The following is a 13607-nucleotide window of genomic DNA, read 5'->3' on the forward strand; positions in this document are numbered from 1 at the left end:
TCAATATTATATTAGCGACTAAATATTTTTAGTCGCTTTTTTTATATATTTAACTTATGCTTTTCAAAAATAAAACATATCAAATAACGACAAATCTTTCTGATCAAGAAGTTTTTAAAATACTGAATGATAATACAGAAGAAAAAAGAATTCGTTTTTCTAAAAGTAAATATGAATTTGAAGGGATAGTTTATAAAGATCATTTCAATTTGATGAAAACGATTAGCGGACGAAATAGTTTTAATCCTCAAATTATTGGTCATTTCAATACCAACGACAATAAAACCACTATTGTTTACAATTTAGAATTAAACTCTTTTGTTTCAATATTTTTCATTGTTTGGATAAGTATTGTGACTTTATTTTTTATAATCTCACTTTTTCAAATTATTACTAATGGAATTCATAATTTTTTACCTTTAATTTCTATTCCGATGTTATTTTTTGGATTCATATTATATTTTGTTGCTACAAAAATGTCTGAGGATAAAATCACTGAAACTTTTGAAAAATTATTTCAAGAAAAAGTTCAAGAAGTAAAATAATTCAACGCCACGAATTGTCTCTCAAAATCCTTACTTTTACAACAACTCAACGAAAGAAAATTTCAAAATGGCTCAATTCATAGAAAATGTTGTAAAAGATTTAGTCCAAAATCAAAAAAACTTTATCAACACCACTTTAGTTTTACCAGGAAAACGTCCCATGTTATTCTTCAAACAAGAATTTCAGCGTCAAGCGCAAAATATCATTCTTCCACAAATGAAAAGTATCGAAGAATTGATGAGCGAACTTTCTGGTTTAGAAATTATTTCTGGAATTAATCTATGGTTCAAAGCGTATCAAGCCTATAAAAAAATCGTTGACAAGCCTGATTCTTTCGAAGATTTTATCAAATGGGGACCAACTGTTTTGAAAGATTTCGATGATATCGATGCTTCTTTGCAACCTGCGCATAAAGTTTTAGACTATTTGATTTCGGTAGAACGAATTAGTCAATGGGGAGATGGAAAAATTGAGATTGGGAAAAATGAAATCATTCAAAATCACTTAACGTTTTGGGGAATTGTTTCAAAATTATATTTTCAATTACAACAAGATCTGTTGGATTCGAAAGAAGGTTATGCTGGGATGGTTTTTAGAATCGCAAGTGAAAAGGTTGAAGAGATTGTCGAAAACAGAACTTCACATTATGTTTTTGCTGGTTTTAATGCCTTGACAAAAGCAGAACAAGCACTAATTTTTCGATTAGAAAAAGAAAAATTAGCCACTTTATATTGGGATGCAGATAAATATTATTACGAAAATCCGAATCAAGAAGCTGGTTCTTTTCTAAGAAAATACAAAGAAAAAATAAAACCTATCAATTGGGTGGTTGATGAATTTTCGAGACCAAAAAATTTACAGACAATTGGTGTTGCAAAACAAGTTGGACAAGCAAAATATATTGCAGATTTAATTAGAAATCTCAACGAAGATGAGATAAAAAATACCGCGTTGATTTTGGCTGATGAATCTATTTTACCAGCAATTCTCAATTCGTTGCCCGAAAATATCACACATCTCAACATTTCGATGGGAATTCCGTTACGTTCTGTTCCGTTAGCGCAATTTTTCAAATCAATTTTTGAGTTGCAAATGAATCGGGAGAAGTTAGGAAAAGGAACCATGTTTTATTTCAAAAATGTCTTACAAATTCTTGAAAATAAAACATTATCTCTTTTTAGCACAGAAGAAAGTCGAAGATTAATCGGTGATATTCGTTTACAAAATAGAATATTTAATTCTCAAAATTCGATTCAAAATGCCTTAAGAGAATCAATCTTTAAATCTATTTTTCATATTCCGAAAAGCATCACTGAATTTATTCATCATCTAAAAAATTGGACAGACGAATTACTGCATCATCCTTCGATGAACGATTTGTTGACAAAAGAATATTTGTTCTTTTTCAAAAAAGTTTTCAATCAATTGCACGAAAATTTGTTGAGTGTTGATGATATCAAAGATTACAGAACCTTGTTTTTATTGTACAATAAAATCGTTTCTTCCGAGACAATTTCCTTTATTGGAGAGCCTTTGAAAGGTTTACAATTGATGGGATTATTGGAAACTCGTTTATTGAATTTCGATAATATTATCATGACTTCTGTGAATGACGAAATTTTGCCTTTGGGACGACAAAACAATACATTTATTCCGTATGACATTCGCAAACAAATGAAATTGAATACATTTACCGAAAATGATTCGATTTATGCATATCACTTTTATCGTTTGATTCAGCGTGCGAAAAACGCTTATTTCGTGTACGATACCGAAGCTGACGGAATGGGTTCTGGAGAAAAATCTCGCTTTTTGGCTCAAATCAAATTTGAAAGTAATCACGAAGTGAAAGAAACTTTTGCTGCTCCAAGTTTTGTTACAAAACCTTTGAAAGAAATCATTGTTCCTAAAACTGACGAAACAATGGCTAAACTTCAAAATTGGGCTGAATATGGAATTTCACCTTCTTCACTTTCGACATATTTACGCAATCCGTTAGATTTTTATGAACAACGTGTTTTTAATGTAAATGAAGTCGAAGAAGCCGAAGAAATTGTAAGCGCAAGAACGTTAGGAAACATTGTACACGGAGCTTTAGAGGATTTGTACACGCCTTATATTGGACATATTTTGCATGAAAATGATTTCAAAAATATCGAAAAAATAAAAGACAAAACCTTACAAGAACATTTTAGTAAAGAATATAAAGATGGACATTTGGATAAAGGTCCAAATTATTTGATTTATAAAATTGCAGAACGAATTGTAGATGGCGTTTTGTCTAAAGATACGACTACTGCAAAGGAAAATGAATTTGTAATTCGAGCTTTGGAAAGCAAGCACGAAGTTGATTTTGCACTAACAAATGGCAAAATTGTAAAACTGAAAGGTGTAATTGATAGAATTGATTCTGTCAATAATCAAATCCGAATTATTGATTACAAAACTGGTTATGCGAAAGATATTTCGGTGAAAACCGAAGAAATAGAAACCGTTTACCAAAAAGAAGATAAAGCGAAACAATTACAATTAATTTTCTACGCACATTTATTTTATGCAGACAAAGAAAACTTAACTAAAGACATTGAATTGTGTATTTATCCAATCAAATTTCCAAATAAAGAATTAATTAAACTTTCGGTTGATAAAAACACCACCATTGATTATTCGATTGTCGAAAATTCTACAGCACCGATGTCAACATTAATCGAAGAGATTTTAAATCAGGAAATTCCGTTCAAACAACCAGAATAGTACTCAATACACTATAAAGAAAACCCTTTGTAAACACTACATACAAAGGGTTTTATATTTAATTTGGTGTATAAATCAATTTATATTCTTAATAATTTGCTAAAAAATAGTAGTTTTGGAAAAGTTTAAAATCGCATAATGAAAAACAATAAACTTTTTATAGCTATTATTATTGCCCTTCTTATCGGGGTTGCGCTTGGAGGATATGTACATTATAATACCTCGCCAGAATTTATTAAAACATTTTCGACTAACATAAAACTTCTTGGTACTGTTTTTATTCGTCTTATTCAGATGATTATTGCTCCTTTAGTTTTCTCAACTTTAGTAGTTGGTATTGCTAAAATGGGTGATATGAAAATGGTTGGACGAGTTGGTGGACGTGCAATGGGGTGGTTTATCACAGCTTCTCTTACTTCTTTGGTGATTGGTGCTATTGTTATCAATGTAATGAAACCTGGAGAAGGATTGAACATTGAGATCGATTCAAGTTCTGCTCAAGATTTATTAAAAGGTCAAGCTTCGCTTACATTAGAGCATTTCATTACACATATGATTCCTAAATCTGTTTTCGAATCATTTGCAACAAATGAAATCTTACAAATCGTTGTTTTCTCTATTTTCTTTGGTGTCGCGATGGCAGCTTACGGAAAAGAAGGAGAAATGATTACGAAAGCGTTAGACAAAATTTCGCATATCGTCTTAATCATGGTTGGATATATAATGTGGACTGCGCCATTAGGAGTTTTAGGAACTATTTCTGCTGCTATTGCAACGTACGGATTCGGTATATTCTTACTTTATGTTAAATATTTAATTGCCTTTGTAATTGGTATTTTACTTCTTTGGGCTGTTTTAATTTTGGTTGGATATTTCATCTTAGGAAAACGAGTAATCGACTTATTAAGACACATCAAAGCACCTTTACTAATCGCTTTCTCTACAACTTCATCAGAAGCTGTATTCCCAAAATTAGTTGAAGAATTAGAAAAATTTGGAGCTCAAAAGAAAATTATTTCGTTTACTTTACCGCTCGGATACTCCTTCAATTTAGATGGATCAATGATGTACATGACGTTCGCATCGCTATTTATCGCGCAAGTTTATGGAATTCACATGCCAATCGAGAAACAAATTTTGATGTTATTAGTCTTAATGCTTACTTCAAAAGGTGTTGCAGGTGTACCAAGAGCTTCATTAATTGTAGTGGTTGCAACTTGTTCGATGTTTGGAATTCCACCAGAAGGAATCGCATTGATTTTACCAATCGACCATTTCTGTGATATGGCACGTTCGATGACGAATGTTCTTGGAAATGCTTTATCGACTGTTGCAGTTGATAAATGGGAAGGACACGTCGCAATTGAACAAACATATACACACGATGATGATCATCACAAAGCTTAAATAAATTGCTTTTCAAAAATATAACAAGAAATGCGACCTTTATCGGGTCGCATTTCTTGTTATAATATCATTCGTTAACCGATTACAATTCGTTATATTTCGGAAATTTAGGATGAACAATTCGTTTCCATTCCGGATGCTTTTTGATGTAGGCATATACATAAGGACAATACGGAAACAAAGGATTTTTATGTTCCTCCATATAAACCAATGTTTTTTCAACCAAAGCAGCAGCAACGCCTTTTCCTCCTAATTCTTCAGGAACTTCGGTATGAATCAATTGATAATATCATCTTCTTCTTTATAATCTATAAAAGCGATGTATCCGTCTACATTCAGCTCAAAACGAAAAGCTGATTCATTTTTTACAACCTGTAAAGGAATTAATTCTTCATTCATATTATTTCTTTTTTTATGACAATAATCCGATAAAAATCTGTTTTCAGAATTGATATACATCAAAAAAGCAATCAAAAACTTTGATTGCTTTTTCCTAATACTTTATACTGATTTCAACTCTATTAATGTTATTTCTGGCCAAACACCTACTCTTCCTGGGTAAAAATGATAACCAAATCCGCGATTTACATTGATAATCTTTCCTTCAAAATCATAAAAACCTGCCCATTGCGGATACACATATTGCGCCGGACTCCAACGCAAACCAATTTTCGGAACTTCAATTCCTAATTGCATTCCATGCGTATGTCCAGACAAAGTCAAGTCAAAATGTTTCGGATGATTTTTCAATATCTCATTCCAATGCGAAGGATCATGAGACATCACAATTTTAAAATCTTCTGTATTTACATAATTCGAAGCTGCATCAATATCACCTAATTTCTTAAATCGTGTTCCCCAATTCTGAACGCCAATCAATGCAATTTTTTCACCATTCTTTGTAATAAATCGGTTTTCATTCAATAATAATTTCATTCCAATCTTAGGGAAAATCGCTTTAATTTTCTCAAAATTATCTTGCTTTTCTTCCTCCGTTTTCCAATCCGAATATTCTCCATAATCATGATTTCCTAGCACTGCAAAATTTCCGTGCGGCGCTTGTTTTATTTTAGAAAAAACATCGTACCATTTGTCCATTTCCCAATGAAAATTATTCACAATATCACCCGTAAACAATAGTATATCAAACTCTTGTTGATTAATTAAATCCACTGCATATTCTATTTTCTCACGATTGTCCAAACTTCCCGAATGAATATCCGTTATATGTAAAATCTTGAAACCATCAAACGATTTTGGTAAACGTTGATATGCCAATTTTTTCTTGATTACCTTGAAATTATATTTTCCTAAAGTCATTCCATAAATCAAACTAAAAAAAGGTATTGAAGCTACTATTAATCCAGAAATCATTACAAATTTTCGACGAGAAGGTAAATAAGAATCTTCTTTTGTTTGATGATTTGTTGCACGATTAAATAGCCACCCAAAGCCTCTAAAAATATCTTGAACCAAGAAAAATAGAACCAAAATAATTCGAGGAAAACCAAACAACATAAACAAACCTGTTGCCCACATTGTCGTTTGCGTTTGACCAACATTACGATCAAAAAAGATTAGATTATATCCAAAATTACCCAAAACAAGTAACCACAAAAGCATATTCCCGAAAAGAATATACTTATTTTGAATGAATTTTTTAAAATTATAATACAGGTAAATTTCAAGTACGATTGAAATAATTATTGACGTGATAACACTATAAACAAACATTATTTTATTTGATTTTGAACAAAAATAAAAGAAATCTTTCTAACAGTGATTTATTATTAAATTCTTAACAGAACATTATAAAATTTATAGATGATTCTACACAAAAATTTGCGTGATAAAAACGTAACTTTGTAGCATATTTTTAAGCATAAATTATGAAAAATAGACTACCTGTAACGGTACTTTCTGGATTTCTTGGAAGCGGAAAAACGACACTTCTTAATCATATATTACACAATAAAAAAGGACTAAAAGTAGCAGTTATCGTGAACGATATGGGCGCAGTAAATATTGATGCGCAAATGGTTTCTCGCGAAAATGATTTAATTCAAACGGATGAAAAATTGGTTGAATTAAGCAACGGTTGCGTTTGTTGTGAATTACGAGAAGATTTGATCGTAGAAATAGAGAAGTTGGCACAATCAGGGAAATATGATTATTTGGTTATCGAAAGTTCTGGTATTTCTGATCCAGGTCCTATTGCGCAGTCATTGGATTTTGTTTCGCCAGATGGTAAAATTGATTTGCCAAAAGTTGCGCGTTTAGATACGTTGGTAACTGTAGTTGACGCTTATAATTTCTTCAAAAATTTAGGAACTGATGAAGATGTTTTTGATCGTGGTTTCACAGAAAATAGAGACGATAATCGTCCGATTGTAAATCTTTTAATCGATCAAATTGAATTTTCGAATGTGATTATTCTAAATAAAATGGATTTGGTTGAAGAAGAAACGTTGATGAATATTGAAGCGTTTGTGACAAAATTAAATCCTTCTGCTAAAATAATTCCTGCAAGTTTTTCTCACGTTGAATTAACTGAAATTTTGAATACCAATCTATTCGATTTCGAAAAAATTCAGGATATAGACGCCTGGGTAAAATTATTAGAAGAGCAAGAAAAAGAGGAACATCACCATCACCATCATCACGACCATGATCAAGAATGTGGCGAACATTGTACACACGAACACCACGATCATTTGGAAGAAAAATATGGAATGACTTCTTTTGTTTACAGACAAAAAATTCCATTTCATGCAGAACGTTTTTTAACCTATTTGAATGATAATTTTCCAGCAACAATTTACCGTTCAAAAGGTTTATTTTGGTTAGCAAATCGTCCTGATGAAGCTATTTTCTTGAGTCAAGCTGGTGGTAGTATCCGAATTGATCCTGCGGGGGCTTGGTGGTGCTCGATGCCATATGACGAAAGAATTCAGTTTGCAGCGTATCAATTTAATCAAAAAACGATTGAAGCCAAATGGTCGAAAGAATGGGGAGATCGAATGATAGAACTTGTTTTCATTGGACAAGGTTTGGATAAAGAAAAAGTTACACAAGAATTAAACTCTTGTTTGCTGAATGAGCAAGAAATTGCTGAATGGCAAGCAAAACATAATTAAAATAAAAGAGCCTTATTTCGAATTGAAATAAGGCTCTTCTCTTATCATCCTTGTTCTAAAGATTTAAATAGATTTATTTCATTTATCAAATTCACTTGTTCTTTTCTAAGGCTCGGTTAATTACAAACAGCTATGTTTATCCTATCCCGAGGACTCAGTTGATTGTAAACAGATGTGTTTGTAATAAAATCTTCTTGACAAACATTACAAACAAGTATGTTTGTAATAAAATTTGGAACGGATATTTATATTTTTTGTTTTTGATTGAATGAATAAATCAAGTAAAACAAGAATGGTAAAATAAATATCGAGCCGAGTAATAATGCCCAAGCTAACATATTTATCGTACTCAACGCACCGTAATCTGTTAATAAAGATAATGTTGAACCATCTTTAAATAATACCAAATTTGGAAAATGCGAATAAGTTGCCGCAAATAAAATCATCATCACAATAATTCCTGCGTAAACTTTCAACAAAGAATCCTTCGCTTTATTTAAGGCTGAAAGTAATAATACAATCGAAATTGAAGCAATTGCAATTGCGATATAACCGTAAATTTCTGATGTTATCCAACTAAATAATGGAATGTTTTTCCAAAGTGAAACTGCAAATACCAATGCACCAGCAACAAAAATTAAAGCTGTATAAAGCTTCGCACGTTTTCTTAAAATCACTTTATCTTCTTCGTTTTTAACAGTTTGAATTGAATAAACCGAAGCCAAGAAAGCACAAATCACAACAGTAAAAATTCCAACTGAAAAATTAAACCAACTTAGCCACGAAAATATATATGCATCTTGAAACGAAAATGCATTATCATCAATACTTCCTGAAACGATAGATCCTGCAATTATTCCCAAAAACAAAGGCGTCACAACACTTGAATAGGTAAAAATGACATCGTACAGATTGTGCCATTTATCATTGATTGCATCATAATTTCTAAACGTAAACGATGTTCCACGCGCTATGATTCCTAACAACATAATCACTAACGGAATATGTAAATAATTAGAAACATCTGCATAAACCTTAGGAAAACCGACAAACAAAATTACAATGGCAATGATTAACCACATATGATTTGCTTCCCAAATAGGTCCAATCGAATTGTACATAATCTTCTGCGTACGTTTTTTGTAACTCTTTTCAGAGAATAATTCGACAATTCCAGCACCGAAATCTGCTCCACCTAAAATTAAATATAAACAGATGGCAACCCACAAAAATGCTATTACTACGTAAATCATACTTAATGTTTTTCTGGTTTATAATTTGGATCTTCTGGATCGTAAAGCTTCGCAACCATTTGTATTTGTCGATTCATTAAGAACACTAAAATAATGGACAATGTAATGAATACAAACGTGAAAATGTAAAACGAATATTGTATTCCTGGCATTGGCGTGATGGAATCTACCGTTCGCATAATTCCGTAAATAATCCACGGTTGACGACCGACTTCTGTTACCGTCCAACCTGCTTCTAAAGCGATGTATCCGAAAGGTGTCGCAATCATAAACAATTTATAAAACCAGCGTTTTGTTCGCCAATCTTTCTTAAAAAATTGCGCAATCAAATAAATAACAGCTATTCCCATCATCAACATTCCGAATGTTATCATAATCTGAAAAGCATAATGTACAACTGCCACAGGCGGCCATTCATCTTTCGGAAATTCTTCTAGACCTTTTACAGGTGTTTTGAAATCTGAATGAACCAAGAAACTCAATACACCCGGAACTTTTATCGCATATTTAATCTCTTCTTTTGATTCGTCCACTATTCCACCCAAAACAAATGAAGCACTTTCTTCTGTTTTGAAATGCGCTTCCATCGCAGCCAATTTAATCGGTTGACGTTTTGCTACATCTTTCGCCGAAATATCACCACTCAAAGGTGCTAACATTGCTGCTGTAATCGCTAAAACAGAACTAATTTTGAATGCTTCGCGATGAAAATTTACATTCTTACCTTTCAAAATAAGATAAGCATGTAAACCCGCAACCGCAAATCCAGTCGCACAAAAAGCTGCAATTGTCATGTGCAACGCTTGTGAAAACCACGCATCGTTGAACATAGCTTTTACAGGATCTATGTTTAAATATTCGCCATTTATAAAATCGAAACCTGACGGAGAATTCATCCAAGCATTTGCAGCAACAACCAAAATCCCTGAAGCTAAACCACTAATCCCTACAATTACACCACAAATCCAATGAAACCATTTATTGAATTTGTCCCAACCATAAAGGAAAAAACCTAAAGCAATGGCTTCAATAAAAAAAGCTGTTCCTTCTAACGAAAATGGCATTCCGAAAATTGGTCCAGCGTGTTCCATAAATTTAGGAAACAATAATCCTAACTCAAACGAAAGCATTGTACCAGAAACTGCTCCCGTAGCAAATAAAATTGCAACTCCCTTACTCCAAGCTTTGGTTAACCCTTTGTAAATTTCGTTTTTAGTTTTGAGGTATTTGTAGTGAGCGATTGCCATCATAAACGGCATCACCATTCCAACACACGAAAAAACAATGTGAAAGGCAAGCGACATCGCCATTTGACTTCTGGCAGCAATAAAATCGTCCATAAGTAGTTGTTTATAATTTGTTTGTTGGTTAAAGTTACTAAAAAAAAGAGGCAATTCGATTTTGAATTGCCTCTTTTTATATGATTTTGATTATATGTGATTTTCAAAAATTATTCAAATAATCTACATTCGGTATTTGATAAACTTTATTACTATCAAAATTTTTAATTTTATTACCCCTTACCATAATTCTTTTAGTTCCAGACTCTGTTGAAAAAATAATTTGAAAATCTTCATCAAAATTTTTAGAATCTATTTGTTTAGCTTTATTTAAAATAACTAAAAGTTGTTTTATCTGATTGTCATTTAATTGTTTTATTTCTGAAAATTTTCCATTTGAATTACTATCAGGTCTTTCTAATATAACTTCTTTAATTTCATTAATATTAGATGGATAATTTAACCTATCAATATTTGAACATGAAATTATAAATAGAAAAAGTAAAACAATCTTGATATACATCTTAATAAAATTGATTTTCTATTTAGCTGTCGCAGGAACTAACCACTTGAATTGTGGTCCTACTTCAGGAATTACAATACGTTGCGAAATTCTATCCATTCTATCTGGGAATTTCATGATATAATCTCTTGCTTTTTCAGCCTCAGCATTCAATCCAGAGATTTTATCTAATTGCCAAGCTTCAATTAATTTTCGCATAATATCGATGTAATCAAACGCTGTGTACACATTAATGCGTTGCGCTGCATCTGAAAACGCATCAAACAAAGTTCCTCTTTCTTCACCAGAAGCTCTTAAGAAATGCGCTGGCATTACAATTTTAAGTTTGAACATATGTTGAACAGCTAACATCATTTCAGAAGGATCAGCTTCGAAGATACGACGAACGAACTCTGTGTAAGCTAAATGGTGACGCATTTCATCTCCTGCAATAATTTTACACATACGCGATAATTTTTTCGCTCCGTATTTTTTTGCAATTGCTGATACATTATTGTGCGATACATAAGTTGCTAATTCTTGAAAACTTGTGTAAACAAAGTTTTTGTAAGGATCGTGTGCTGTTCCAATGTCGAAACCGTCATTTATCAAATGTTGCGTTGTTACTTCAACCTCGCGCATATTGATACGTCCTGATAAATACAAAAATTTATTCAAAACATCACCGTGACGATTTTCCTCTCCTGTCCAATGGCGAATCCATTTTGCCCAACCATTTTCTAGGTAATTTCCTTCTTCATCTACCACACCGTCCATTTGCATCAACCAAGATTCGTAGGTTGGCAAAGCTTCCTCGGTAATGGTATCACCAATCAATGTAATCCAGAAATCATCTGGCAAATCTTTCGAAAGCTCTTGTAATTCTTTGATTTCGTCAAAAAAAGAATCTGTTTGAGAATTCGGTAAAAAATCTGTTGGTTGCCAAATTTTATCGGCTGGAACTAAGAATTTGTCCATATAAGCATCAATATCTTTCTCAAGAAATTGCATTACTTCCAGGCGAACATTATTTATTGACATATAATTATTTTATGCGGTTATACTACTTTTTACAGTTTTTTCGGTAAGCTCGAATATTTCATCAAACTTATAGTCACTCACTTTTAAGGGTTTATGGTATTGTATCGTTACTTTCGCGCCCAAATACATCGGGAATTTACCCCACTTTTCTATTTCCCACGTATTATTTAGCGTAACGGGAACAACATAAGCGTCTTTAGCATATTTCGTCAAAACTTTCAATCCATTTTCTTTGAAAGCCTTTGGTACTCCATTTTTGCTTCTTGTACCTTCTGGAAAAATAATAGCTGAATAATTATTTTTCTGAATGTATTGCGCTAATTTTTTTATTTCCTCTATTGCTTGTTTTCCGTTCTTACGATCGATTAATGCAGAACCTCCATGCGTTAAATTGTACGATACACTGGGAATTCCTTTTCCCAATTCTATTTTCGAAATAAACTTAGGATGATAATCAGCCAAATCATATTCCAACGGAGAAATATCATACATACTTTGGTGATTACTCACAAAAATCAATGGTACATTTTGTTTCAAATTTTCTCTTCCTTTATAGGTATACGTTGTACCTAAAATTCTTGTCCAAAAAACCAAAAGACCATTCATCACTTTTACACTTTTGTGATGAGCAGCATAACCTCCCAAATTGTAGCACAACCATTGCACAACATGCATTACCAACAACGTTAATCCATAAAAAATATAAAAGATTATAGATAACGGATAACTTAAAATTTTCTTCAACATTAGAAATTTAGACAAATTTAATAAAAAATTATGCTAAGCATAATATATTTTTCTAGGCGATTTACTTTATTAATTTCAAAGTTAACTTTTCTTGATGAGCTTCATCATAAAAAGTAATTTGATTTGATGATTTTACTTTAAAATATGCAGTTTTTTGCAAATTTTGAATCAAATTTTGAGGAATTTCGCAATCAGAATTCACTTGTTTTAAATGATTAAAAATTATAGCTTGATCTATTTTGGTATAATCAGCCGTAATAATTCCGCAAACCGTTTTCATTACCATTTTTTTCGTTGCATCTTCAAAAATAATGTAATCTCCTCCATCATTTATATTCCATTTACCCGACAAATCGCTAATTTCTGAAGTCACAACTTTAGTTTCGGAAACTGTTTTGGTTGGTAAACAACTTGTTAATCCTAAAACAAAAAACAAAAGTATTGCTTGAATTGTATATTTCACGTGGTTTTATTTGTAACGAAGGTAGAAATATTTTGAATATTACGGATTGATTTTTTAAATATTCAATTTTATTAAGAAATTTGTTCTCTAAATAAGAAACAATGGCGAACACAAAGAAAGGAGAAGTTTTTACTGATCAAAATAACATCAAAAAAGTAAAAATAGAACGAAAACCAAGTTTTCCTAAAATCTATATTTTAACCGATGATTGTCAATTCGTGGAAGATGGTTTGTACGAATTAGATTTTTTTGAAACGCCAAGTGTGACTAATTTCAAATCTAAATTGAATCCAACTATTCCTGCAATTAACTTTAAACAATTGAGTGAAAAAGGAAAAGATTTTTTACAATAATATGCTGAAATAATTTTCTCTAAAAACACAATTAAATAACAACACAATATCCATTGTTGAAAAAATAGAATTCTACATTTTTTCTCCTACTTTCCTTCGAGGTTTCTTCGACCGTTGTTCGACG

Annotated in this window: 12 protein-coding genes and 1 pseudogene; 5 read left to right on the forward strand and 8 right to left on the reverse strand. The window is 31.8% G+C overall.

The features are described 5' to 3' along the window. The first annotated feature begins 56 nt into the window (after window positions 1-56). The 3 genes from B3I31_RS13380 (at window position 57) to B3I31_RS13390 (ending at window position 4707) form a co-directional block, all read left to right on the forward strand. The gene (locus B3I31_RS13380) at window positions 57-545 is read left to right on the forward strand and encodes a hypothetical protein (RefSeq protein WP_221855776.1); all 489 of its coding nucleotides are present in this window, start codon (window positions 57-59) and stop codon (window positions 543-545) included. A 67-nt stretch (window positions 546-612) separates the two neighbouring features. Beyond that, the gene (locus tag B3I31_RS13385) at window positions 613-3300 is read left to right on the forward strand and encodes a PD-(D/E)XK nuclease family protein (RefSeq protein WP_291088155.1); all 2688 of its coding nucleotides are present in this window, start codon (window positions 613-615) and stop codon (window positions 3298-3300) included. A 138-nt stretch (window positions 3301-3438) separates the two neighbouring features. Continuing rightward, window positions 3439-4707: a dicarboxylate/amino acid:cation symporter gene (locus B3I31_RS13390; RefSeq protein WP_286500825.1), complete on the forward strand. Its 1269-nt coding sequence runs from the start codon at window positions 3439-3441 to the stop codon at window positions 4705-4707. A gap of 82 nt (window positions 4708-4789) precedes the next feature. On the opposite strand, the pseudogene B3I31_RS13395 reads toward B3I31_RS13390, so the two are convergent. Beyond that, window positions 4790-5106: pseudogene (locus tag B3I31_RS13395) on the reverse strand (GNAT family N-acetyltransferase). Window positions 5107-5208: 102 nt separating this feature from the next. After that, complete coding sequence (locus B3I31_RS13400; protein WP_312066987.1) at window positions 5209-6330, reverse strand: metallophosphoesterase; 1122 nt, start codon at window positions 6328-6330, stop codon at window positions 5209-5211. A 266-nt stretch (window positions 6331-6596) separates the two neighbouring features. On the opposite strand from B3I31_RS13400, the gene B3I31_RS13405 reads away from it, so the two are divergent. After that, window positions 6597-7844 (forward strand): GTP-binding protein, encoded by a 1248-nt coding sequence (locus B3I31_RS13405; protein ID WP_284583857.1) that lies wholly within the window; start codon window positions 6597-6599, stop codon window positions 7842-7844. 245 nt (window positions 7845-8089) lie between these two features. Here B3I31_RS13405 and B3I31_RS13410 read toward each other — a convergent pair whose 3' ends face one another. The 6 genes from B3I31_RS13410 to B3I31_RS13435 form a co-directional block, all read right to left on the reverse strand. Beyond that, window positions 8090-9097 (reverse strand): cytochrome d ubiquinol oxidase subunit II, encoded by a 1008-nt coding sequence (locus B3I31_RS13410; protein WP_284583858.1) that lies wholly within the window; start codon window positions 9095-9097, stop codon window positions 8090-8092. A 2-nt stretch (window positions 9098-9099) separates the two neighbouring features. Then, window positions 9100-10437, reverse strand: a complete 1338-nt coding sequence (locus B3I31_RS13415; protein WP_114999963.1) for a cytochrome ubiquinol oxidase subunit I — start codon at window positions 10435-10437, stop codon at window positions 9100-9102. 103 nt (window positions 10438-10540) lie between these two features. Beyond that, window positions 10541-10900 (reverse strand): hypothetical protein, encoded by a 360-nt coding sequence (locus B3I31_RS13420; RefSeq protein WP_125350396.1) that lies wholly within the window; start codon window positions 10898-10900, stop codon window positions 10541-10543. 18 nt (window positions 10901-10918) lie between these two features. Continuing rightward, a complete protein-coding gene (locus B3I31_RS13425) occupies window positions 10919-11920 on the reverse strand; it encodes an acyl-ACP desaturase (protein WP_286495596.1) in 1002 nt (333 codons plus the stop codon). Window positions 11921-11929: 9 nt separating this feature from the next. Beyond that, window positions 11930-12664, reverse strand: a complete 735-nt coding sequence (locus B3I31_RS13430; protein WP_125350403.1) for a lysophospholipid acyltransferase family protein — start codon at window positions 12662-12664, stop codon at window positions 11930-11932. A gap of 64 nt (window positions 12665-12728) precedes the next feature. Next, window positions 12729-13130, reverse strand: a complete 402-nt coding sequence (locus B3I31_RS13435) for a hypothetical protein (RefSeq protein WP_221855789.1) — start codon at window positions 13128-13130, stop codon at window positions 12729-12731. A gap of 101 nt (window positions 13131-13231) precedes the next feature. Between B3I31_RS13435 and B3I31_RS13440 the strand changes: the two genes are divergently transcribed. After that, a complete protein-coding gene (locus tag B3I31_RS13440; RefSeq protein WP_219034183.1) occupies window positions 13232-13483 on the forward strand; it encodes a hypothetical protein in 252 nt (83 codons plus the stop codon). Window positions 13484-13607: the final 124 nt, after the last annotated feature.

The sequence above is a fragment of the Empedobacter sp. UBA3475 genome (genome assembly GCF_002378465.1).
In the GTDB taxonomy this organism is placed as follows: Bacteria; Bacteroidota; Bacteroidia; order Flavobacteriales; family Weeksellaceae; genus Empedobacter; species Empedobacter falsenii_B.